Origin of the sequence: Puerhibacterium puerhi, from assembly GCF_009846865.1 — a bacterium.
Classification (GTDB): Bacteria; Actinomycetota; Actinomycetes; order Actinomycetales; family Cellulomonadaceae; genus Puerhibacterium; species Puerhibacterium puerhi.
The window spans coordinates 335,112-357,260 of record NZ_WUWN01000001.1; the positions used below are offsets into that span (position 1 = coordinate 335,112).

13 protein-coding genes are annotated in these 22,149 nt (G+C 75.8%); 1 reads left to right on the forward strand and 12 read right to left on the reverse strand.

Annotated features, from left to right (window positions below):
- Positions 1–55: 55 nt before the first annotated feature.
- The 12 genes from GSF02_RS01590 to GSF02_RS01645 all read right to left on the reverse strand — a co-directional run bounded on the left by GSF02_RS01590 (position 56) and on the right by GSF02_RS01645 (position 20,778).
- Entirely contained in the window at positions 56–1,126 is a 1,071-nt protein-coding gene (locus GSF02_RS01590; protein WP_159792030.1) for a Gfo/Idh/MocA family protein, read from the reverse strand.
- A 93-nt stretch (positions 1,127–1,219) separates the two neighbouring features.
- Positions 1,220–4,039 (reverse strand): type I DNA topoisomerase, encoded by a 2,820-nt coding sequence (gene topA / locus GSF02_RS01595; protein ID WP_159792032.1) that lies wholly within the window; start codon positions 4,037–4,039, stop codon positions 1,220–1,222.
- Positions 4,040–4,207: 168 nt separating this feature from the next.
- Complete coding sequence (locus GSF02_RS01600; protein ID WP_159792034.1) at positions 4,208–5,137, reverse strand: phosphatase PAP2 family protein; 930 nt, start codon at positions 5,135–5,137, stop codon at positions 4,208–4,210.
- 67 nt (positions 5,138–5,204) lie between these two features.
- Positions 5,205–6,836 (reverse strand): DUF7059 domain-containing protein, encoded by a 1,632-nt coding sequence (locus GSF02_RS01605; protein ID WP_159792036.1) that lies wholly within the window; start codon positions 6,834–6,836, stop codon positions 5,205–5,207.
- Positions 6,837–6,874: 38 nt separating this feature from the next.
- Complete coding sequence (locus GSF02_RS01610) at positions 6,875–7,456, reverse strand: hypothetical protein (protein ID WP_159792038.1); 582 nt, start codon at positions 7,454–7,456, stop codon at positions 6,875–6,877.
- Between the two features lie 62 nt (positions 7,457–7,518).
- Positions 7,519–8,958 carry a hypothetical protein gene (locus tag GSF02_RS01615; RefSeq protein ID WP_159792040.1) on the reverse strand — a complete coding sequence of 480 codons (1,440 nt, stop codon included), beginning with the start codon at positions 8,956–8,958 and terminating at the stop codon, positions 7,519–7,521.
- Positions 8,959–9,088: 130 nt separating this feature from the next.
- Positions 9,089–12,514 carry a DEAD/DEAH box helicase gene (locus tag GSF02_RS01620; RefSeq protein WP_159792042.1) on the reverse strand — a complete coding sequence of 1,142 codons (3,426 nt, stop codon included), beginning with the start codon at positions 12,512–12,514 and terminating at the stop codon, positions 9,089–9,091.
- Positions 12,515–12,563: 49 nt separating this feature from the next.
- Positions 12,564–14,849: a sodium-translocating pyrophosphatase gene (locus tag GSF02_RS01625; protein ID WP_159792044.1), complete on the reverse strand. Its 2,286-nt coding sequence runs from the start codon at positions 14,847–14,849 to the stop codon at positions 12,564–12,566.
- A 274-nt stretch (positions 14,850–15,123) separates the two neighbouring features.
- Positions 15,124–16,485, reverse strand: a complete 1,362-nt coding sequence (locus tag GSF02_RS01630; protein WP_159792046.1) for an ABC transporter substrate-binding protein — start codon at positions 16,483–16,485, stop codon at positions 15,124–15,126.
- A gap of 46 nt (positions 16,486–16,531) precedes the next feature.
- The gene (locus tag GSF02_RS01635; RefSeq protein ID WP_159792048.1) at positions 16,532–17,503 is read right to left on the reverse strand and encodes a carbohydrate ABC transporter permease; all 972 of its coding nucleotides are present in this window, start codon (positions 17,501–17,503) and stop codon (positions 16,532–16,534) included.
- A 12-nt stretch (positions 17,504–17,515) separates the two neighbouring features.
- Complete coding sequence (locus tag GSF02_RS01640; protein ID WP_159792050.1) at positions 17,516–18,469, reverse strand: carbohydrate ABC transporter permease; 954 nt, start codon at positions 18,467–18,469, stop codon at positions 17,516–17,518.
- Between the two features lie 113 nt (positions 18,470–18,582).
- On the reverse strand, positions 18,583–20,778 hold the full coding sequence (locus tag GSF02_RS01645) for an alpha-galactosidase (RefSeq protein ID WP_159792052.1): 2,196 nt from the start codon (positions 20,776–20,778) through the stop codon (positions 18,583–18,585).
- A 213-nt stretch (positions 20,779–20,991) separates the two neighbouring features.
- Here GSF02_RS01645 and GSF02_RS01650 point away from each other — a divergent pair, with 213 nt between their 5' ends.
- Positions 20,992–22,140, forward strand: a complete 1,149-nt coding sequence (locus GSF02_RS01650; protein WP_159792054.1) for an ROK family transcriptional regulator — start codon at positions 20,992–20,994, stop codon at positions 22,138–22,140.
- The last annotated feature ends 9 nt before the right edge of the window (positions 22,141–22,149 follow it).

Consider the following 22,149-nt stretch of genomic DNA (forward strand, 5'->3'; position numbering starts at 1 on the left):
GCGGGCCCGGGGCGAGAGGGGGCGCGAGCCCGGCGCGGGCGCCGGGCCGCGCCGCTCACTCCCCCGGGTACACCACGCCCAGCTGGCGGCGCGCCTCGTCGAGCAGCTCCATCAGCTCGAGGGTGTCCGACCACGGGTGCCGCGCGCTCTGCGTGGCGCCGGCCGCGACCAGGCGGGCCACCTCGGCCGCCTCGTACGCCTTGCCCTCGCCCTGCGGGCTCGTGTACTCCCCGGTGCTGCCGTCGGCCCGCACCACGCGGAACCCCGTGGGCGCGAAGAAGCCGTGCGGCAGCTCGATCCGCCCGTGGGTGCCCAGGATGGTCGCGGCGGTGGGGCCCGCGACGCGGGTGGAGGTGTGCAGGAGGGCCTGGCGGCCGCCCGACCACTCGAGCACCAGGGCCACGTGGTCGTCGGTGCCCGTCTCGGCCAGCGTGCCGCGCGCGGTCAGGGCGTCGGGGACGCCGAGCAGGTCGTGCGCCAGCTGCAGCGGGTAGATGCCCAGGTCCAGCAGCGCGCCGCCGGCCAGCTCGGGGGCGTACAGGCGGTGCTGCGGGTCGAACTCCTTGAGCACCGCGAAGTCGGCGATCACGGTGCGCACCTCGCCGACCTCCCCGCGGGCGACGACGCCGCGCAGCGCGGCGACGTGCGGCAGGAACCGCGTCCACAGCGCCTCCAGGCACAGCACGCCGGCCTCGCGGGCCGCGTCCAGCAGCGTGCGCGACTCGGCGGCCGACCGCGTCAGCGGCTTCTCCACGAGCACGTGCTTGCCGGCGCGGACGGCCAGCAGGGCGTGCTCGAGGTGGTGGGAGTGCGGCGTGGCCACGTAGACGACCTCGACGTCCGGGTCGGCCACCAGCTCCTCGTAGGAGCCGTGCGCGCGGGCCGCCGGGGCGTGCGCGTCGGCGAACGCCTGGGCCTTGGCGGCGTCGCGCGACCCGACGGCCACCACGGAGCCGCGCGTGCGCAGGCGGACGCCGTCGGAGAACGACGAGGCGATGTTCCCGGCGCCCAGCACCCCCCAGCGCACCGGCGGGGCGGCCATCGGGTCGGGCACCGTGGCGCCGAGGTCGGCGGCGGTCAGGCGCGGGGCGTAGACGGACGGGTCGACGACGTCGGCGAGGGTCATGCCCGCAACCTACGCCACGCCCGCCGTCCCGGGCAGGCCCCGCGACGGCCGCGGCCGTCGCGGGGCCAGCCCGGGAGCGGGGCGGGCGGGGCGCTACTTCGTCGCGGTGCCGCGCTTCTTCGCCGTCGTGCCCTTCGCCGCCGCGGCCTTCGTCGTGCGCGACGACGCCGAGCGCGTGGTGCGCTTCTTGGCCGGCCCGGCCGCGCGCTTCTCGGCCAGCAGCTCGATCGCCCGCTCGGGGGTGATCGACTCGGGCGTCAGGTCGCGCGGCAGCGTCCGGTTGGTCTCGCCGTCGGTGACGTACGCGCCGAACCGGCCCTCCTTGACCACGATCGGCTTGCCGCTGGTCGGGTCGTCGCCCAGCTCGCGCAGCGGCGGCGTGGCGGCGCGCGCGCCCCGGCCGCGCTTCGGCTCGGCGTAGATCTTCAGCGCCTCGTCGAGGGTGATCGTGAAGAGCTGGTCCTCCGACGCGATGGTCCGCGAGTCCGTGCCCTTCTTGAGGTACGGGCCGTAGCGGCCGTTCTGCGCGGTGATCTCCTCGCCCGACTGCGGGTCCGTGCCGACCACGCGCGGCAGGGACAGCAGCCGCAGGGCGTCCTCGAGCGTGACCGACTCCAGCGACATGGTCTTGAACAGCGACGCCGTGCGCGGCTTCGGCAGCGCGGCCAGGGCCTTCTTGCGCTGGGCGGCGCTGAGGCCCGGGTCGAGCTCCGGCTCGGGCAGCAGCTCGGTGACGTACGGGCCGTACCGGCCGGCCTTGGCCACGATCGTGTGGCCGGATTCCGGGTCGGTGCCCAGCGTGCGGCCCTCGTCGCCGCCGGCCACGAGCAGCTCGCGCGCCTTGGCCACCGTCAGCTCGTCCGGGGCGAGGTCCTCGGGGATGGAGGCGCGCGGCGGGTTCTGCCCCTCGGCCACCTCGGCGCCGAGGTCCTCGACGTACGGCCCGTAGCGGCCCACGCGCACGCGGATGCCCTCGCCGATCTCCACCGAGTTGATCGCCGCGGCGTCGATGTCGCCGAGGTTCTCCACCAGGTCGCGCAGCCCCCAGCCGTCCTGGTCGGACGCGTCGGCCGACCGGTCGCCCCAGTAGAACCGGGACAGCCAGGTGACGCGGTCGCGCTCGCCCGCGGCGATCTGGTCGAGGTCCTCCTCCATCTCGGCGGTGAACCGGTAGTCCACCAGCCAGTGGAAGTGCTCCTCGAGCAGGCGCGTGACGGCGAACGCCAGCCAGGTGGGCACCAGGGCCTGCCCGCGGGTGCGCACGTAGCCGCGGTCCTGGATGGTCGAGATCGTCGCGGCGTACGTCGAGGGGCGGCCGATGCCGAGCTCCTCGAGCGCCTTGACCAGGGAGGCCTCGGTGTACCGGGCGGGCGGGGTGGTGGTGTGCCCGTCGGCGGCCAGGTCCCGGCCCGCCAGGGCGTCGCCCTCGGCCATGCGCGGCAGGCGCGCGTCGCGCTCGGCGGCCGCGCCGTCGTCCTCGGCCGCGTCGGTGCCCTCCTCGTAGGCGGCGAGGAACCCGCGGAACGTGATGACGGTGCCGGACGCGGAGAAGACGGCGTCCTTGCCCGCGTGCTCGCCCGCGGCGGCGGCCAGCGGCGCGGCCAGGCGCACCGACGCCGTCGAGCCCTTGGCGTCGGCCATCTGCGAGGCGACGGTGCGCTTCCAGATCAGCTCGTACAGGCGGAACTGGTCGCCGGACAGCTCGCGCGCCACCTGCGCCGGGGTGCGGAACGAGTCGCCGGCGGGGCGGATCGCCTCGTGGGCCTCCTGGGCGCCCTTGTTCTTCGAGGCGTACACGCGCGGCGAGCCGGGCACGTACTCGGCGCCGTACAGCTCGGCGGCCTGCCGGCGCGCGGCGTCGGTGGCCTCCACCGACAGCGACGGGGAGTCCGTACGCATGTAGGTGATGTAGCCGTTCTCGTACAGCGACTGCGCGGTGCGCATCGTCTGGCGGGCGTTCATCCGCAGCTTGCGGCCCGCCTCCTGCTGCAGCGTGGAGGTGGTGAACGGCGCGGCGGGCTTGCGGGAGTACGGCTTGGTCTCCAGCGAGCGGACCGTGAAGCCGCCGCCCGCCGGCGACTGCCCGGCCTCGGCGAGGCCGGCGACCACGGCGCGCGCCGTGGCCTCGTCCAGGTGCACGACGCCGCCCTCGCCGCGCCCCCCGCGCGTCCGGAGCCGGCCGGCGTCGTCGAAGTCGCGGCCGGAGGCGACGCGGTCGGCGCCCAGCGCGGTGAGCCGCGCGCGGAACGCCTGCCCGGCGTCGGCCCCGCCGGTGGGGGCGAACTGCCCCGTGACGTCCCAGTAGTCGACGGCGACGAACGCCATGCGCTCGCGCTCGCGCTCGACGACCAGGCGCGTGGCGACGGACTGGACGCGGCCGGCGGACAGGCCCTGGCGCACCTTGCGCCACAGCACCGGGGACACCTCGTAGCCGTAGAGGCGGTCGAGGATGCGGCGGGTCTCCTGGGCGTCGACGAGGTGGTCGTCGAGCTCGCGGGTGTTCTCCAGCGCCCGCATGATCGCCTCGCGGGTGATCTCGTGGAACACCATCCGCTTGACCGGGACCTTGGGCTTGAGCTCCTGGATGAGGTGCCAGGCGATGGCCTCGCCCTCGCGGTCCTCGTCGGTGGCGAGGAAGAGCTCGTCGGCCTCCTTGAGCGCCTTCTTCAGCTCGCGGACCTTGGCCTTCTTGTCCGCGTACACCTCGTAGTAGGGGTCGAACCCGTTGTCGACGTCGACGGCGAACTTGCCGTACGGCCCCTTCTTCATCTCGGCCGGCAGCTCGGACGGCTGGGGCAGGTCGCGGATGTGGCCGACGCTGGCCTCGACCTCGAAGCCGTCCCCGAGGTAGCCGGCGATCTTGCGAGCCTTGGTGGGCGACTCGACGATCACGAGCTTGCGTGGCTGGGGCATCCGTTCCTGCTTTCCGACGGGATTCGATCGCGCTGTGCGAGGGGGCGGGGGCGGCCCCGCCGGGCGACCGGTCCTCGACACGGTACGCCACGAGCGCTCGGGAGACTGTATCGCCCCCGGCGCCGCCCGCCAGGGGCGCCCGCCGGGGCCGGGACGGCGGCCGGCGGGCTACCTGGCCGGGCGCGCCGAGGCCTGCCGCAGGAGCAGCAGCACGGCGAAGACCAGCGCGGTCACGGCGAGCACGCCGCACACGCCGCCCGCGTACGCGGTGACGTCGCCGTCGAGGGGGACCTTCTGCGACCCCGACGTCAGGTCGCCGAGCGCCACCGCGGCCACCCCCGCGGCCGCCGCGCTGCCGAGCAGCAGCAGGCCGGCCACGACCTTCGAGCCGGGCGTCGCCATCCGGTCGCCCGGCGAGCGCGGCCGGTCGAGCGACGAGGCGGGGGTCAGCGCGCACGCGGCCGCTCCCCAGGCGAGCACCACGAGCAGCGCGGCGACCACCTCGGACGGGCGGTGCCACTGACCCACCAGCGTCGACAGGCCGGTGGCCGCGGCCCACGCCGACCCCGCGACGGCGACGAGCGGGCGCCACCCGCGCGGGGCGGCCAGCAGCAGCGCCGCGGCGATCGAGGCGGCCACGGTGGTGTGCCCGCTGGGCAGGGCGTTGAGGCCGACCCAGCCGTCCAGCAGCTCCGGGCGGTCGTACACCCAGTGCTTGAGCACCTGGGTCGTGACGTTGGCGCCCACGATCAGCGCGGTGACCTGCAGGGCCAGCACCCAGCGGCGCCGGACAAGCGCGAGCAGCACGGCCACGCCGATGCCGGCGAGCACGAAGGTGTTGGAGACGACGGCGAGCACGGGCTCGGCCACCACCCAGAGCGTGCCCTGGCCGTGCCGGGCGCCGTCGAACGCGAGGTCGTCCACGCGCTGCCCGCGGGCCGTGGCCACGAACAGCTGCCACGTCAGGTGCACCCCGAGCGCCGCGAGGACCGCGACCGCGACGGCCACGCCGCGGGGCGCCCTGCGGGGCGCGGGGCCGGGCCCCGGGCGCGCGGCGGGCGGCGCGGGCCGCGGGAGCGGACGGGTGGCGTCGAGCATGCTGTCACCGTAGCCGCCGGGTGTGGCGGCCTCGTGATCGTCCCGGGCGGACACGTCGAGGGACCGCTCAGGCGGGGCGCAGGAACCCGTCGAGCACCAGCCCGCGCACGGCGGGCAGCAGCTCGGCGGCCAGGCCCGCGGCGTCGACGTCGAACAGCGCCGCGATCGCCCCGCTGATCTGCCCGACCGCGAGCTCGCCGTCGCACGCCCCGACCAGCGCGGCCAGCCCGGTCGACGCGTGCACCGCCCGGCCGAGCCCGTCGCCCTGGCGCAGCAGCACCACGTTCGGGTCCCCCGCGCCGGGCGTGAGGTAGCGCTCCTCGGTGACGTCCGGCGCGACGACGAGCCGCTGGGCGGCCAGCGCCGCGTCGTCGCGGGCGGCGAGCCACTCGTGCGCGGCGAGCGACGCCGCCAGGTGCGCCCCGAGCGGCTGGCGCACCGACCCGGTGTGCTCCTCCAGGCGGCGCAGGCGCGCGCGCCCCTCGTCGAGCGGCTTGCGCAGCGTGACGATGCCGAAGCCGACGGCCTCGACGTCCCGGGAGGCGAAGTCGTCGAGCCACGCCCCGTACGCCGCGGCCCAGCCGGCCGGGTCGCGGTCCGGCGTGGTGCCGCCGTCGCGGATCCAGGTCTCGGCGTACTCGGCCGGGTCGAGCAGCTCGCGCTGGATCACCCAGCCGTCGAGCCCCGAGGCGTCGAGCCACTCCCCCACCCGGTCCGTCCACGGCTCGCCGCGCCGGTGCTCCCAGTTGCCCAGGAGCTGGGCGGTGCCGCCGGGGGCGAGCACCGAGCCGACGGAGGTGACGAGGTCGCGCACCAGGTCGTCGCCCGAGCGCCCGCCGTCGCGGTACTCGAACGCGCCGAGCGCCTCCTCGACCGCCCGGCCGGCGGCGCCGGCGTGCGGGGTGATGACGAACGGCGGGTTGCTCACCACGAGGTCGAACGCCTCGCCGGCCACGGGCTCGAGCATGGAGCCGAGGCGCAGCTCGAGGGCGTCGCCCAGGCCGGGGGCGTCGAGCAGCGCGTTGAAGCGCGCGAAGTCGAGGGCGCGGGCCGAGACGTCCGTGCCGACCACGCCGCGGGCGTGCCGGGCGGCGTGCAGCGCCTGGATGCCGCAGCCGGTGCCGAGGTCGAGGACCCGGTCGACCTGGTCGCGCACCGTGACCTGGGCGAGGGTCAGCGACGCCCCGCCGGCGCCGAGCACGTGGTCGTTGGCGATGGCGCCGCCGCGCGCCAGCTCACCGAGGTCCGAGGCCAGCCACCACTCGACCGCGCCCGAGGCGTCCTGCGCGGCGTACGGCCGCAGGTCGACGGCGGCGCGCACGGCGTCGTCGTCCCCCTGCCCGGCCGCGACGACGACGCCGGCGCGGACCAGGCCCGCGGTGCCCACCCGCGCCAGCGCGGCGTCGAGCGCCGCGCGCGGCACCTCCCCGCCGAGCAGGAACAAGCGGCTGAGCGTGGCCCGCGGGTCCCACGACGAGGGCGCGCGCCCCGCGACCGTGGCCGCGACGGCACGCCGGGCGGGCACCGCCTGCTCGCGGTGCAGCGCCCCGGCGGCGAGCTCGCCGAGCAGGTCGCTCACGCCGTCGACGGTGAAGCCGGCCGCGCCCAGGTCGGCGCGCAGCGCGTCGGCGGCGGCCGCGTCGAGGGCGGGCGCGGGCAGGTGCGCGGGCAGGGTCACGTGCTCGGTGGCGGCGGGCATGGCTCCATGATCCCCGACGGCGCTCGCGCGGGGCGCAGTCAGCCCTGGCAGCCGGCGGAGATGTACGTCGTGATGTCCTTGCTCGCGGTCGTCGCCGTGGCCGTGTCGTCGGCGTCGACCGCGCCCTCGACGGCGCGCGCCACCGCGGCGGCGTCGTCGGCCTCGACGTCCTGCAGCGCCTCGTCGACGGCGCCGAGGTAGTCGGTCATGTCGCCCCAGGCGTCGGCCACGGCGTCGGGCGGCTCCACCGACGCCATCGCCTTGGACGCCGTCCGGAAGCTGTGCACCAGGGCCCGCGGGTGCTGCGGGCTGAGGTCCACCAGCGCCTTGTTGGTCTCGTTCCACGCCGCCTGCAGGTCGGCGCAGGCGGCGCCCCCGCCCGCGGAGGCCGACGGGGACGGCGACGCGGTGGCGCCGGCGCTCGCGTCGTCCTGCGGGGCGACGCCGCCGTCGGACTCCGGCAGCAGGGCGTCGGACGGCACGGAGACGGCGGACGCCGCGCCCGAGGGCTCGGAGTCGGCCGCGCCGGAGCACGCGCCCAGGGCCGCGGCTCCCACCAGGACCGCCACCACGGCGGCGGCGCGGCGGGCCCTGCGGGGACCGGGTGTGGTGGCGAGCATTGCTCCATGGTGAACCACGCCGGGCCGCGGGGCGAAATCGCGGCGCCCCGCGGTCGGGGCGGTCACCAGCGCGTGGACGAGTCGGGCCGCTGCTCCGCCATGCGCTGCGCCGCGGCGGTCAGCGTGACGTCGAAGCCCTCGCGCCGCATCCGCGTGTCCACGTAGAGCAGCCCGGTCACGCCCGACATGAAGACCACCTGCACGAGCGACGCGACGAGCGTCGACAGGGCGGTGACCGCCACGAGGGACGCCGTGGGCAGCCCGCCTCCGTTCATCGCCGAGACGCCGACGAGCGCGCCGCCGACGCCGCCGATGAGGCCGGAGACGATCTGGCCGACGAAGCCGACGAGGACGTTGGCCAGCAGCGTGATGCCGAGCACGCGCCAGAACACCCCGCGCGTCAGCAGCCACGCCCGGCGCACCGTCGCCCACAGCCGCTGGCCCTCCAGCACCAGCGACGCCGGGACGAGCAGCAGCCGGGTCCAGAGCCACACGGCCGCCACGACCATGCCCGCGACGAGGACGATCGCGACGAGCGCCGCGAGGCCGCCGCTCACCTCGCTCGCGCCGACGGCGAGGGCGATGGTCAGCAGGACCCCGGCGGTCAGGAGCACGGTCGCCCCGACGCCCTGCAGCAGCGACCAGCCGACCAGCAGCCACAGCCGCGGCCGCACGCGGCTCCACACGGCCGCCACGGAGAGCTTGTCGCCCAGCACGGAGCGGGACACCGACACCGTGAGGATGCCGAACAGCACCGGGGTGACCAGGGCGAGGACGATGCCCAGGCCGCCGGCGACGCCGTAGACCTGTGCGAAGAACGCGTCGAAGCCGAGCGCGGCGAACTCGGCCTGCTCCGCGGCCGACAGGTCGGAGGTCAGGCCGCCGAGCATCCCGGCGAACGCGGGCACCACGAGCTGGGCCAGCAGCGCGCCGACGACGGTGGCCACCGTCAGCACCAGCGCCGACAGGCCGAGCATGACGCGCGGGTTGTGCCGCAGCGCGCCGAACGCGCCGTCGAAGATCTCGCCCAGCGTCAGCGGGCGCAGCGGCACGATGCCCGGCCGCTCCGCGGGGGTCCAGGCCGGCTGCCCCTGGCCCGGCCGGCCGTAGGTCCCGTACGCCTGCTGGCCGTACGGGCCGGCCTGGGGGGCGCCGTTGCCGGGGGTGCCGTAGCCCGGGGTACCGCTCGGTGCCTGGCCGGCCTGCCACCCGGTCGGCGCCGGCGGCGCGTACTGGCCGTCGGCGGGCGCGGACGACGGCGGCGCGTACTGGCCGTAGGCCGGCTGCGCCGGTGCCTGGGGAGCCGGAGCCTGCGGGGCCGGGGCCTGCGGGGCCGGGGCCTGCGGGGCGGGCGCCTGCGGAGCCGAGCCCTGGGCCGCCTCGGGGGCGGGCCGGTCGGCGCCGGACGGGGCGGCGAAGGGCGCCGGCTCCGGGGCGGGCGTCGACCCCGCCCCGTGCGACGAGGGCTCGTGGGGCTGTCCGGGCTGGTCGGGTGTGGACATGCTTCCTCCGCGCGACGACGTCGTGGCGGGCCGTCGCGGCCCGCGCCCGCAGTGTTTCACGTGGCACCAGCCCTGGTCACAGGCACGCGCGGGCGCGCCGGGCGAACCGGCACGCCCCCGCCGGGGCCCGTCAGGCGTCGAGCAGCAGCGCCCGGACGTCGTCGGCGCCGAGCGCGCCGGCGAACGAGGCGTTGCCGTCGTCGAGCACCGCCCCGACGAGCCGCGCCTTCTTCTGCTGCAGGGCCATCACCTTCTCCTCGATGGTGCCGTCGGCCACGAGCCGCACCACCATGACCGGGCGCTCCTGCCCGATGCGGTGCGTCCGGTCGACGGCCTGCGCCTCGGCGGCCGGGTTCCACCACGGGTCGAGGAGGAAGACGTAGTCCGCCTCGGTCAGGTTGAGCCCGAACCCGCCCGCCTTGAGGCTGATGAGGAACAGCGGGGCCGACCCCTCCTTGAACGCCCGCACCACGTCGGCGCGGCGGCGGGTGGCGCCGTCGAGGTAGGCGTACTCGACCCCGGCCGCCCGGCAGCGGTCGGCCACCTTGGCCAGATAGCTGGTGAACTGGCTGAACACCAGGGCCCGGTGCCCCTCGGCGAGGACCTCCTCGAGCTGCTCGAACAGCGCGTCGAGCTTGCTCGAGGGCACGTCGGCGTGCTGGTCCGGGTCGACCAGCGACGCGTCCAGGGCCATGCGCCGCAGGAGCGTCAGCGAGCGGAACACCGCGAACCGCTGGTTCTCGAAGTCGTCCAGCAGCCCCAGCAGGTGGCGGCGCTCGTGGTGCAGGAACGTGTCGTAGGCCCGGCGGTGGCGGGGCGCCAGCTCGACCCGCAGCACCTGCTCCTGCCGGGCCGGCAGCTCGGGCGCGACCTGCTCCTTGGTGCGCCGCAGCAGCAGGGGCCGCACGCGGCGGCGCAGCCGGTCCAGCCGGGCGGTGTCCCCCGCCTCGATCGGCTTGACGTAGTCGTCGCGGAACCGCCCCAGCGACGGGAACAGCCCGGGCGCCACCACGCTGAGCAGCGCCCACAGCTCGGTCAGGTCGTTCTCCAGCGGCGTGCCGGTGATCGCCAGCCGGAAGGGCGCGCGCAGCGTGCGGGCGCACTCGTGGACGCGGGTGCGGGCGTTCTTGACCGCCTGCGCCTCGTCGAGCACCAGGCCGGACCACTCCAGCGCCGCGAGGTCGTCGAAGGCCAGGCGCAGCAGGGCGTAGGTGGTGACGACGACGTCGGCGCCGGCCGCGAGCCCCGCCGGCGTGCGGCCGAGCCGCGCGGGGGTGGCGTCCATGGTCACCACGCGCAGGCCGGGGGCGAACCGCGCCGCCTCGTCCACCCAGTTGCCCAGCACCGACGCGGGCGCCACGACGAGGAAGGGCGGCGCGTCCGGCGCCTGCTCGCGCGCGTGCGTCACCAGCGCGAGGGTCTCCAGCGTCTTGCCCAGGCCCATGTCGTCGGCCAGGATCCCGCCGAGCCGGTGCCGGTGCAGGAACGCCAGCCACTCGAACGCCTGGCGCTGGTAGGGGCGCAGGTCGGCGTGCAGCCCCGCGGGCACGTCGACGGCGGCCGCCGCCTCGTCGTCGAGCGCGTCGCGCAGGGCGAGCAGCGCACCCGCCGACTCCTCCCACACCGGGTCGACGACGACGGTGTCGGCGACGTCGGCCATGTCCGCCCACCAGCCGGCCTGGAACCGGCTGATGCGCGGCGGGTGCGGCCCGGCCGGGGGCCGCCCCTCCAGCCGGGCCGACTCCTCCACCAGCTCGCGCAGGGACGCGAACGCGGGCTGGTCCAGCCGCACGTACGTGCCGTCCTCGAGCACCAGGTGGCTCAGGCCGCGCGCCAGCGCGGTGAACAGGGCGACGAACGGCACGTGCCGCCCCTCGACGGCGACCTGGATGCCCAGGTCGAACCAGTCCGGGTCGTCGCTGCGCCCGATCGTGGCCGTGACCTCCGGCGGGGCGGTGGCCTCGCGGTACTCCGGGAGGGCGTCGGCGCCGCGGACCTCGACGTCGTCCAGGGCCGCGAGCGCCGGCAGGCCGCGGTCGGCCAGGTGGACGGCGCCGATGCCGGACACCTCCCGGCCGGCCTCGGGCACGAGCCCGGCCAGGCCCGGCAGCCCGTGCAGCGCCTCGGCCGCGGCGCGCCGGACCCGACGCTCGGCCGGGATGTCGCGGGCGGCCGCGCCGGCGGCGTCGGCCAGGTCGACCTCGAGCGGGTAGCGCACCTGCACCACGTCCCCGGCGCGGTACTCCCAGTGCCAGTGCAGCGCGATCCGGCCCAGGCGGGGCGTGGAGACCTCGAGCACGAGGACCGGCCGGGCCTCCTCGGGCACCGCGACGCTGCCGTCGCTGCTGACCACCGCGGTCCGCCGGCGCAGGGCGGGCAGGTGCTCGGCGACCAGCTCGTCGACCCCCTCGGCCGGCACGTGCACGGGCGCGCTGCCCAGCAGGGCGGTCGTCGCGGCGTCGAGGGCGGCGGGGGCCAGCAGCAGGCGGCGGCGCGCGGCGCCGTCGTCGACCACGGCGAACAGCCCGCGCGCCCCGACCGGCGCGGCGTGCTCGGCGGGCACCACGAGGTCGCCGTCCGCCGGGCCCGCGTCCGCGTCCGTCCCTGCTTCCGCCGCCGTCCCCGGGGCCGCGGGGAACGCGACGTAGGGCTGGAGCACCGCGCCGCCGGCGGCGTCGCGCCGCACGTCGAGGCCCACGGTGGCGGCGGCGCAGAGCACCACCTCGTCGGCGTCGCTCTCGCCCACCAGCGCGACGCCGCGGTCGCGCGCCTCGGCGAGCAGCGTCCAGAACGCGGCGCCGGTGAAGTCCTCCGCGTACCGCCACGTGCGCGTGCCGCCCGAGCCGAACGGGCGCCGGTCGGTGCGGTGCGCGCGCCCCAGCTCGGCGAACCACTCCCGCTGCCCGGGGGCGTACCGGCCGCCGCCGGAGTGCTGCAGCCCCACCCAGTCCACCTCGGTGCCGCCGACCCAGCGGCCCGAGGAGCCGCGGCGCACCGGGCGCAGGGAGAGCCCGGGCAGGTCACCGTCACCTTCCGCCGGGGCGTCGACGCGGAAGCGCAGGCCGAGCGGGGTGGGCGGCGTCGCCCCGGCCGGCGCGGGCGCGAACGCCTCGAGCGGCGCCCCGAGGACCGGCCGCGGTGCCTCCCGCGCCGTCCACGCCTGGACGGCGCGCCGCCAGTCGGCCGGCCGGCCGTCGTCGGCGGCGGCGGCGGCGGCCAGCCCGGCCCGGGCCAGGCGCACCGCCGTCACCGCGAGCGCCACCGCGTGCTTGCAGTCGTGGCGCACCGGGCAGGTGCAGGCGAGCGTGGTCGCCTCGGTCCGGTCGGCCTCGAGCGCCAGGCCGACGCGGGCCTCGTAGGGCCGCGGCCCGGAGCCGCGGACGGCGGCGGAGAGCTCGTCGAGCCCGGAGTCCCAGCGCACCGGCCCGACCATGCCGCGGGCGGCGTAGTCCTCGCCGCGCTCGAACACGGCCGTGCCGACCGCGGCACGCAGGGCGCGCAGGTCGAGGCCGGCGCAGGGGGCGAGGTCTGCGGCCGAGACGGGGCGGGCGGGCACGGGCCGATGCTGCCACGGGCCGCCGACGGCGCCCACCCCGGCCGGCGCGCTACCCCAGGCCGGCCTGCACCCGCGGCTCGGGCGCGCGGTCGGCGCGCGCGGCGCGCACGCGCGACAGCGCGACGGCCCCGAGCGCGATCGCCGCGGCCACCACGGCGATGGCGATGCGCAGCGCGACGCTCGCGTCGGCCGGCACGCTGAGCGCGACCACTGCCGGCGCGATGAGCACCGAGACCAGGTTCATCACCTTGATCAGCGGGTTGATCGCCGGGCCTGCGGTGTCCTTGAACGGGTCGCCGACGGTGTCGCCGATGACCGTGGCGGCGTGCGCCTCGGAGCCCTTGCCGCCGTGGGCGCCGTCCTCGACGATCTTCTTCGCGTTGTCCCACGCGCCGCCCGAGTTGGCCAGGAAGATCGCCATCAGCACGCCCGCGCCGATGGCCCCGGCGAGGAACCCGGCGAGCGGCCCGACGCCGAGGCCGAAGCCGACGGCGATGGGCGCGAACGCGGCCAGCAGGCCGGGGGTGGCCAGCTCGCGCAGGGAGTCGCGGGTGCAGATGTCGACGACGCGGCCGTACTCGGGGCGCTCGTCGAACGTCATGATCCCGGGGTGCTCGCGGAACTGGCGGCGCACCTCGAGCACGATCGCGCCCGCGGCCCTGGTCACGGCGTCGACGGCCAGGCCGGAGAACAGGAACACCGTCGCGGCGCCGAGGATGACGCCGACCAGGGTGACCGGCGAGATGATCTGGTAGTCGAGCATCGAGGCCACCAGGCCGGTGCCGCGGTCGGTGACGTCGGCCAGCGCTGTCGACACGGCGTCGGCGTAGGAGCCGAACAGCGCCGTGGCGGCCAGCACCGCGGTGGCGATGGCGATGCCCTTGGTGATGGCCTTGGTGGTGTTGCCGACCGCGTCGAGGTCGGTCAGCGTCTGGGCGCCGGCCTCGTCGACGTCGCCCGACATCTCCGCGATGCCCTGCGCGTTGTCGCTGACCGGCCCGAACGTGTCCATGGCGACGATGACGCCCACCGTGGTGAGCAGGCCGCAGCCGGCCAGCGCCACGAGGAACAGCGACAGCCACACCGACCCGCCGGCCAGCAGGAACACCCCGCAGATGGCCGCGGCGATGATGCCCGCGGTCCACACGGCCGACTGGAAGCCGACGCCGATGCCCGCCAGCACCACGGTGGCCGCGCCGGTGCGGCTGGTGGCGGCCACGTGCCGCGTCGGCTTCGACGTCGTGCCGGTGAAGTAGCCGGTGATCCACAGGATGATGCCGGCCAGCACGACGCCGATCACGACGGCGAGGCTGGCGACGACCCGCGGGTCGGCGGTGACGTCCCCGAGGTCGGCGGTGCCCGTGAGCTCGGCGAACGAGCCGGGCAGGTAGGCGAACGCGGCGACGGCGGCCAGCACGGCCCCGGCCACCGCCGAGACGTAGAAGCCGCGGTTGATCGCGGCCAGCCCGCTCTCGGTGCCGCGCACCCGGGTGACGAGCACGCCGAGCAGCGCGACGAAGGCGCCGATCGCCGTGACGATCAGCGGGAAGACCAGGCCCTGCTCCCCCATCGCGGCCTTGCCGAGGATGAGGGCGGCCACGAGGGTCACCGCGTACGACTCGAAGAGGTCGGCGGCCATGCCGGCGCAGTCGCCCACGTTGTCGCCCACGTTGTCGGCGATGGTGGCGGCGTTGCGCGGGTCGTCCTCGGGGATGCCCTGCTCGACCTTGCCGACGAGGTCGGCGCCGACGTCGGCCGCCTTGGTGAAGATGCCGCCGCCGACGCGCATGAACATGGCCAGCAGCGCGGCGCCGAAGCCGAAGCCCTCCAGCACCGCCGGCGCGTCGGCCCGGTAGCCGAGCACCACGAGCGCCGCGCCCAGCAGACCCAGGGCCACCACGGACATGCCCACCACGCCGCCGGTGCGGAACGCGATCCGCGCGCCGACGGCGCGGCCGTCCGGCCGCGTCGCGGCCGCGGCGACGCGCACGTTGGCGCGCACGGCCAGCCACATGCCGAGGTAGCCGATCGCCGCGGAGAACGCCGCCCCGAACAGGAACGCCACGCTGCGCCCCACCCGGATGCCGCCGTCGCCCGGCAGCAGGAACAGCAGCGCGAAGACCACGACCGCGAACCAGCCCAGCGTCCGGAACTGCCGGCTGAGGTAGGCCGACGCGCCCTCCTGGACCGCCCGGGCGATGTCCCGCATCCGCTCGGTGCCCTCCTCGGCCGCGAGGACCTGCCGCCGCAGCACGAGCGCGCAGCCGAGGGCGGCGAGCCCGACGACGGCGATGACCGCGACGATGATGATGCTGGTGGTGCCGAGAGTGAGCATCCGTCCTCCTCGACGAGCTGCCTGGGCCTCGTGCGTTCCGCTGCTGCTCGGGTCCCGGTTCTGGAGCCCGCCTCCACGGAGAGGTTCCCGCCGGCACCGTTGACGGCGGGATGCGCGAGTCTAACCACATGTGACGGGCGTCACGAAAGGTACGACCAGTGCCGTGTCGCCGCAGGTGCCGCCGCGGCCCTCTCCGCGGGCGTCTCGGGGACCGGACCGACGCGCTCCCGGCGGCGGCCGGCGCCCGCGAGACCCCCGCGGGCGCCGGCCATGATCAGGACCCGTCGGCGAACAGCGCGTCGACGCGTTCGTTCGCGCGTCCCAGGGACTCGGGCTCCGCGCGGAACGCCACGACGGCGTCCACGGCCGGCTGCATGATCGTCTGCAGCTCGGCCCACCGGTCGGTCACGGGGGACAGCGTCGTCGAGCCCTCCTCGACCTGGACGAAGAACGCCTCCGCGTCGATGCCCCGCGCCGTGAAGGCCTCGACGGCGCGGTCGGTGGCCTCCTTGATCGCCGGGAACACCCGCGCCTCCTGCGCGACGCGCAGCTGGCAGTCCGGGCTCGCCAGGTACCGCACCCAGGCCCACGCCTCGTCGGGGTGGGGCGTGCCGGCGTAGATCGCGTCGGACAGCCCGTTGAACACCGTGCCGCGCTGCCCGTCGGGGCCGACCGGCGTCGGGGCCACGCCGAAGGAGGCACCACCGAGCTCGCTGATCGCCCGTGCGTTCCACGAGCCCTCGACGAGGGTCGCGTACGCGCCCGCGCCGAGCGACTCCTGGGCGCCCACGCCCGACGTCGCGACCGACAGCGGGGGCATGTAGCCCTTGTCGATCAGCGAGCGCCACCAGTCGATCGTCTCGACGAACGCGGGGTCGCCGTAGCCGAACCGGGTGGGCCACGGGTTGCGGTCGGCGTAGTCCCAGCCGTTGCTGAGCGCGAACGGCGACCACTGCACCTGCCCGAACCCGCCGCCCGACTCGTTGTAGCCGAGCCCGTAGACGGCGACGTGCTCCTTGTCGAAGCCCGGTTCGTCCCCGCGCACCCCGTTGCGGTCCACCGTCATGCGCGCGACGAACTGCTCGAACGAGCCGCCGTCCCGGGGGTTCCACTCCAGCTCCCACAGGTCCTCGGGCGCGTAGCCGGCCTCGGCCAGCATGTCGGCGTTGTAGTACAGGCCGACGGTGTCCCAGTCCTTGGGCAGCCCGTACAGGCCGCCGTCCTGGCCGCGCCACAGGTCGATGAGCCCGTCCTGGTACTGGGAGGTGTCGATGCCGGAGTCCTCGACGCGGTCGGAGATGTCGAGGATCTGCCCGTACCCCACGTACTTGCCGAACTGCTGGGAGTGGTCGACGAACACGTCCGGGGCGCTCTCGGCCACCATGCGGGCCGTGAGCTGGGTCCAGTAGTCGTCCCACCCGTACTGCTCGATGTTGATGCGGATGCCCGGGTTCTCGGCCTCGAAGTCGCTGGCGCACGCCTGGTACCCGGGCAGCTGGTTGGCGTCCCACATCCAGTAGGTCAGCGTCACGGTGTCGTCCCCGACGGCGGCCGGTGACGCGCAGCCCGCGAGCGCCGCGGCGGCCGCGGCCGCCAGGACCGCGGCGGTCGCGCGGCGGCGGCGCGTCCCCCTCATGGTCGTCCTCACGGTCGTCCTCACGGTCGTCCTCATGGTGACCACCTCACTTGATGCCGGAGAAGCCGATGGAGTTGACGATGCGCCGCCCGAGGGCGAGGAACAGCAGGACGATGGGCAGGGCGGCCACGAGCGTCGCGGCCATCAGCCCGGCCCAGTCGGGGCTGCCCTGCGGCGTCTGGGAGCGGAAGATGCCGAGCGCCACGGTGAGCACGCGCACGTCGTCGGACTGCCCGACCAGCAGCGGCCAGAAGTACTCGTTCCACGCCTGGATGTAGGTCAGGACGGCGAGCGTGGTGATCGGCGCCGCGCTCATCGGCAGGATCACGCGCAGGAACGTGCGGGCGCGGCCGGCGCCGTCGATCATCGCCGCCTCCTCGACCTCGCGCGGGATGCCCAGGAAGAACTGGCGCAGGAAGAACACCGCGAACGGGGTCATGAAGAACGTCGGCAGCACGAGCCCGGGGAACGTGTTGAGCAGCCCGAGCTCCTTGATCAGCACGAAGTTCGGGATGGCGGTGAAGATCCCCGGGACCATGAGCGCGGAGAGGAACACGGCGAACGTCGTGTCGCGTCCCCGCCAGCGCAGCCGGGCGAACGCGTACGCCGCCATGGCCGAGAAGAACACCTGGCCCACGGTGGTCGCGGTCGCCACGACCACCGAGTTGCGCAGGTAGAGCCAGAAGTTGATGCGCCCGCCGGCGCCGCCCTGCGCGAGGGACTCCTCCAGCGTCGTCAGGCCGAAGACCCGGCGGAAGGCGTCGAGCGTGAAGCCGGCCGGGCCCAGGTTGTCGGCCTGGGCCGCGAGCTCGGCGTTCGTGGAGAACGCGGTGCGCAGCATCCAGTAGAACGGGAACAGCGTCACCAGCAGGACCACCGCCATCACGAGCCAGCCGAGCACGCGACCGGCGCGCGGACGGCGGGAGCGGGGGCCGCGTGCGGCGGCGGACGCCGGGCGCTGGGCGCCGGCACGCCGGCCCGGCACCCGGGCCGGGAGGGTGGACGTCGTCGTCGACATGGTCGGCCCCTTTCAGCTCGCGTCCGACTCGTTCGCCCGGGTCAGGCGCAGCTGCAGCAGCGCGATCCCGAGCAGCACGACGAACAGCACGACGGACAGCGCGGAGGCGTACCCGAAGTCGAGCTGACCGAAGGCGAGGTCGTAGATGTACAGGTAGATGACGCGGGTGGCGTCGATCGGGCCGCCCGCGGTGGTCACGGCGACCGTGTCGAAGATCTGGAACGAGCCAGTGATCGTCACCACGAGCACGAGGGCCAGCACCGGGCGCAGCAGCGGCAGCGTCACGGAGCGGAACTGGCGCCACGCGCCCGCGCCGTCCAGCTCGGCCGCCTCGTACACCTGGGGCGAGATCGCCTGCAGGCCCGCGAAAATGAGCAGCGCCGTGTAGCCCATGTGCCGCCAGACGTTGATGAGGGCGATGGTGGGCAGCGCGAGCGTCGGGTCGCCGAAGAACGCCTGCGGGTCCACCCCGACCTTCTGCAGCAGCACGTTCACCACGCCCATCTGGTAGTCGAGCATGAAGAACCAGACGAGGGCCACGACGACGTTGGCGACGAAGTAGGGCAGCAGCACGGCGCCGCGCACCAGCACCGACCGCGTGAGCCGCTGCATGAGCACCGCGAGCCCGATCGCGACGACGGTCTGCAGGCCGATGTTGATGACCACGTAGGTGGCCGTCACGCCCATGGCGTTCCAGAACAGCGGGTCGTGCACGAGCCGGTCGTAGTTCTCGAGACCCACGAAGCGCGGCGGCGCCAGCACGGAGTAGTCCGTGAGCGAGAACCAGGCGCCGCGGACGGCGGGCACCAGGTAGAAGACGACGAAGCCGATCGTCGCCGGCAGCAGGAAGACCAGGGCGGCGCGCAGGTCGCCGCGCCGGGGCCCCTCGCCGTCGGGGCGCCGGGCGGGCCGCCCGCCGGGGCGCCCGCCCCGGCGGGCGCGGGGGCCGGCTGGCAGAGCTGTCATGGAGTGCCTCCAGTCGCGTCGTTGCGAGGGGCCGGGCGACGGTGCCCGGGAGGCGGGCGTCGTCGCCCGCGGTGCGCCCGGCGGTCCGCCTCGCGGACCGCCGGGCGGGACGGTCAGCCGACGGCGCGCACGTGCAGCAGCACGGAGCGCTCCGGGTGCTGGTTCGGGGCCTGGAGGCCGACGGCGTCGAGCACCGTGCCGCGCAGCCGCACGCCGTCCTTCCACCACGCCGGGGCGGCGACGCCGTCGGCCCGGGGCGTGATGTCGTCGCCCGGCGCCAGCGGCCGCACCTCGTACGTGCGCCGCGGGTCCAGGCCGGGCAGCCGCACCCGCCCGGGCGGGGCGGCGACGCTCGTCGTGAGCTGCACGACGGCGAAGACCGCCTCGGCGCCGTCGGCGGCGACGACCCCGTGGACCCGCAGCGCCGGGTCCGGGTGGTCGGCCCGGACCACGACCCCGTGGTGGAGCAGGTCGCGGTGCTGCTTGTAGGCGGCGACCCAGCGGGCGAGCTCCGTCCGCTCCTCCTCGCTCGCGCGGGTGACGTCCCACTCGACGCCGAGGTGGCCGAAGAACGCGGTCGCGCCGCGGAAACCCAGCTCGTGGTGGCGGCCGGTGGTGTGCGAGCGGGGCGAGCCGATGTGGGAGCCCATCATCTCGGGCGGCACGATCATGCCCGTGCCCGCCTCGATGGTCTGCCGCTCGAGGGCGTCGATGCAGTCGGAGGCCCAGATGCGGTCGGTGCGCTCGAGGATCCCCAGGTCCGCGCGGCCGCCGCCGCCCGAGCAGCTCTCGAACTCCACGTCCGGGTGCGCGGCGCGCAGCGCGTCGAGCAGGCGGTAGGTGGCGAGCGTCTGGTCGTGCACCCCGGCCGTGCCCGTGGTGGGGTGGCCCGCCTCGATGAGGTCGCGGTTGTGGTCCCACTTCACGAACCCGATGGGGTACTCCTCGAGGATCGCGTGCACGCGCTCGTAGACGTACGCCCACGCCTCGGGGTTGGCGAGGTCGAGCACCTGCTGGTTGCGCGAGGCCACCGGCGTGCGGTCGCCCGAGCGCATGACCCAGTCGGGGTGGGCGCGGGCGAGGTCGGAGTCCGGGTTGACCATCTCCGGCTCGAACCACAGCCCGAGCTCCATCCCGAGCCCGACGACGTGGTCGGCCAGCGGGTGCAGCCCTTGGGGCCAGACGTCCTCGTCGACGTACCAGTCGCCGAGCCCGGCGGTGTCGTCGCGGCGGTGGCGGAACCAGCCGTCGTCGAGCACGTACCGCTCGATCCCGGCGGCCGCGGCCGTGTCGGCGAGCGCGGTGAGCCGGTCCAGGTCGTGGTCGAAGTAGACCGCCTCCCAGACGTTGATCAGCGCCTTGCGCGGGCTGGTGGGGTGCTGCGGGCGCGAGCGCAGGTAGGCGTGGAACCGGTGCGACAGCTCGTCGAGCCCGTCGCCGTAGGACGCGTAGAGCCAGGGCGAGGTGTAGGACTCCCCCGCGGCGAGGCGCACCTCGCCGGGGAACAGCAGCTCGCCGCCGCCGAGCACCCGCGCCCCGTTCGGCATCTCCTGCTCGGCGAACGTCCGGGTGTTGCCCGACCACCCCACGTGCACCCCCCACACCTCGCCGCGGCGGTGGCCGAATCCGGCGCGTCCGGCGGTGAGCAGCAGGGTGCCGTCGTGGGTGCGCGCGCGACGGGTCTCGCGCAGGTGCGTGCCGGCGACGAAGGGGTGGCGCTGCGGCGAGCGCTCGCGCAGGTGCCGGCCGGTCCAGTCGAGGATCTCGTCCGCCTCGGCCGGCAGCGGCAGCACGGTGTCCAGCCCGGCGACGGTGAAGAGGCCGTCGGCAGCGTTGGTGAGCGTGGAGCACGTGCGCACCAGGCCCGAGGGGTACATCTCCACGACCGTCTCGAGCTCCAGGCCGGCGTCGGCGTCGTGCGCCGTGACGACGAGCCGGTCGGCCACCGGCGTGCCGTCCTCGCGGCTCGTCGGGCCGCTGGTCGTCACCGTCCGCGTGGTGAACGACGTGGACCAGGCCCGGCCGTCGCGGTGCCCGCTGACCCCGGGCGTGGCCATCCAGCCCGCCGCCTGCTCGGGCACCAGCGACAGCACGTACGGCGCGTCGGGAGTGCCGGAGATCACGGGGACGACGGACGCCGTCGCCAGCTCCGCGACCTCCTGGGCGTCGACGGGACCGAGGTCGCGTCCCCAGTGCAGCACGCGTGGCAGGCGCGGGCCGGAGACGTCGAGCAGCAGGCTGACGCCGGCCGCGCGCAGGTGGGCGAAGGAGGGGGCCGTGCGGGCGTCGGTGGACCGCGTGGTGCTCATCGATGACCTCTTCGTCGGGGACGTCGTCGTCGCCGTTATTTCTGCCACGGAACTTACTCTGTCGTCAAGAGGTGGTCGGGTGCGCAGGTCGGGCGGATCGACGCGGGACCGCCCGCGCTCCTGGGCGGCCTTTGTTTCACCCGAGAACTTACCGTCGCCCGGTCTGCGCGCCGTCGGGGCACAATGAGCGCCACCGACCGAGGAGCGACGCTGATGACCACGACACGGCCAGCCGGCTGGGTGCCGTTGACCGGGCAGGCCCACCGCGTCGCGCTCGAGGTGCTGCTGCACGGGCCGCTCTCCCGGGCGGAGCTCGCCCGCCGCGTCGAGATGAGCCCGGGCAGCCTCACCCGGCTGACCCGACCGCTGCTCGACTCCGGACTGCTGGTGGAGGCCGACGACGCGGGTGCGGACCGCCGTCCCGGCCGCCCCTCGCAGCCGCTCGACGTGGTCGCCGACTCCCACCACTTCGTCGGGGTGAAGATCACGGGCGACGCCGCCTACGGCGTGGTCACCACCCTGCGGGCCGACGTCGTCGCCCGCGCGCAGGCGCCGCTGCGGGACGCCGCCCCCGAGGCGGTGGCGGCCGACGTCGCCGACCTCGTCGACCGGCTGACCGCGCTCGCGCCCGCCGCCACCGCGGTCGGGGTCTCCGTGGGCGGGCACGTGCTGCCCGACGGCACGGTGCGGCGCGCCCCGTTCCTGGGCTGGAGCGACGTGCCGCTGACGCGGATGCTCGCCGAGCGCACCGGCCGCGCGGTCGTCGCCGCGAACGACGTCGCGGCCCTGACCGAGGCGACGCACTGGTTCGGCGAGGGGCGTGGTCACGAGGCGTTCGCCGTCGTCACCGTGGGCGCTGGCGTCGGCCTGGGCGTGGTGGCGCACGACCGGCTGCTGACCGGCCCGTATGCGGGCCTGGGGCTGATCGGGCACCACCCGCTCGAGCCGGGCGGGCCCGTCTGCTCCCAGGGCCACCGGGGCTGCGCGGAGGCGATGCTCACGACCTGGTCGATCGAGCGGCAGGTCGCCGCGTCGACGGGCGCCTCCCTGCCCTTCGAGGCGGTGCTCGACGCCGCTGCGGCCGGCGCCACCGTCCCCCGCCGGGTGGTGGACGACGCCGGCCGCGCGCTCGGGCGCCTGCTGGCCGCGGTCACCAACATCGCGCTGCCCGAGGTGCTCGTGCTCGGCGGGGAGGGGGCACGGCTGGCCTCGGTGGCGCAGCGGGTGCTCGCCGACGAGCTGCGCGCCGGCGTGGACCCCCTGGCCGAACCGCCGCCGGTCGTGGTGCAGTCACCCGGCTTCCACGAGTGGGCGCGCGGCGCCGCTGTCGTCGCGATCCAGACGTTCGTGCTGGGCCGCTGAGCCCACCCG

Excerpts from the sequence above, each read along its gene's own strand:
- GSF02_RS01590 (WP_159792030.1), bottom strand. The coding sequence starts at position 1,126 with ATGACCCTCGCCGACGTCGTCGACCCGTCCGTCTACGCCCCGCGCCTG.
- topA (WP_159792032.1), bottom strand. The coding sequence starts at position 4,039 with ATGCCCCAGCCACGCAAGCTCGTGATCGTCGAGTCGCCCACCAAGGCT.
- GSF02_RS01600 (WP_159792034.1), bottom strand. The coding sequence starts at position 5,137 with ATGCTCGACGCCACCCGTCCGCTCCCGCGGCCCGCGCCGCCCGCCGCG.
- GSF02_RS01605 (WP_159792036.1), bottom strand. The coding sequence starts at position 6,836 with ATGCCCGCCGCCACCGAGCACGTGACCCTGCCCGCGCACCTGCCCGCG.
- GSF02_RS01610 (WP_159792038.1), bottom strand. The coding sequence starts at position 7,456 with ATGCTCGCCACCACACCCGGTCCCCGCAGGGCCCGCCGCGCCGCCGCC.
- GSF02_RS01615 (WP_159792040.1), bottom strand. The coding sequence starts at position 8,958 with ATGTCCACACCCGACCAGCCCGGACAGCCCCACGAGCCCTCGTCGCAC.
- GSF02_RS01625 (WP_159792044.1), bottom strand. The coding sequence starts at position 14,849 with ATGCTCACTCTCGGCACCACCAGCATCATCATCGTCGCGGTCATCGCC.
- GSF02_RS01630 (WP_159792046.1), bottom strand. The coding sequence starts at position 16,485 with ATGAGGGGGACGCGCCGCCGCCGCGCGACCGCCGCGGTCCTGGCGGCC.
- GSF02_RS01635 (WP_159792048.1), bottom strand. The coding sequence starts at position 17,503 with ATGTCGACGACGACGTCCACCCTCCCGGCCCGGGTGCCGGGCCGGCGT.
- GSF02_RS01640 (WP_159792050.1), bottom strand. The coding sequence starts at position 18,469 with ATGACAGCTCTGCCAGCCGGCCCCCGCGCCCGCCGGGGCGGGCGCCCC.
- GSF02_RS01645 (WP_159792052.1), bottom strand. The coding sequence starts at position 20,778 with ATGAGCACCACGCGGTCCACCGACGCCCGCACGGCCCCCTCCTTCGCC.
- GSF02_RS01650 (WP_159792054.1), top strand. The coding sequence starts at position 20,992 with ATGACCACGACACGGCCAGCCGGCTGGGTGCCGTTGACCGGGCAGGCC.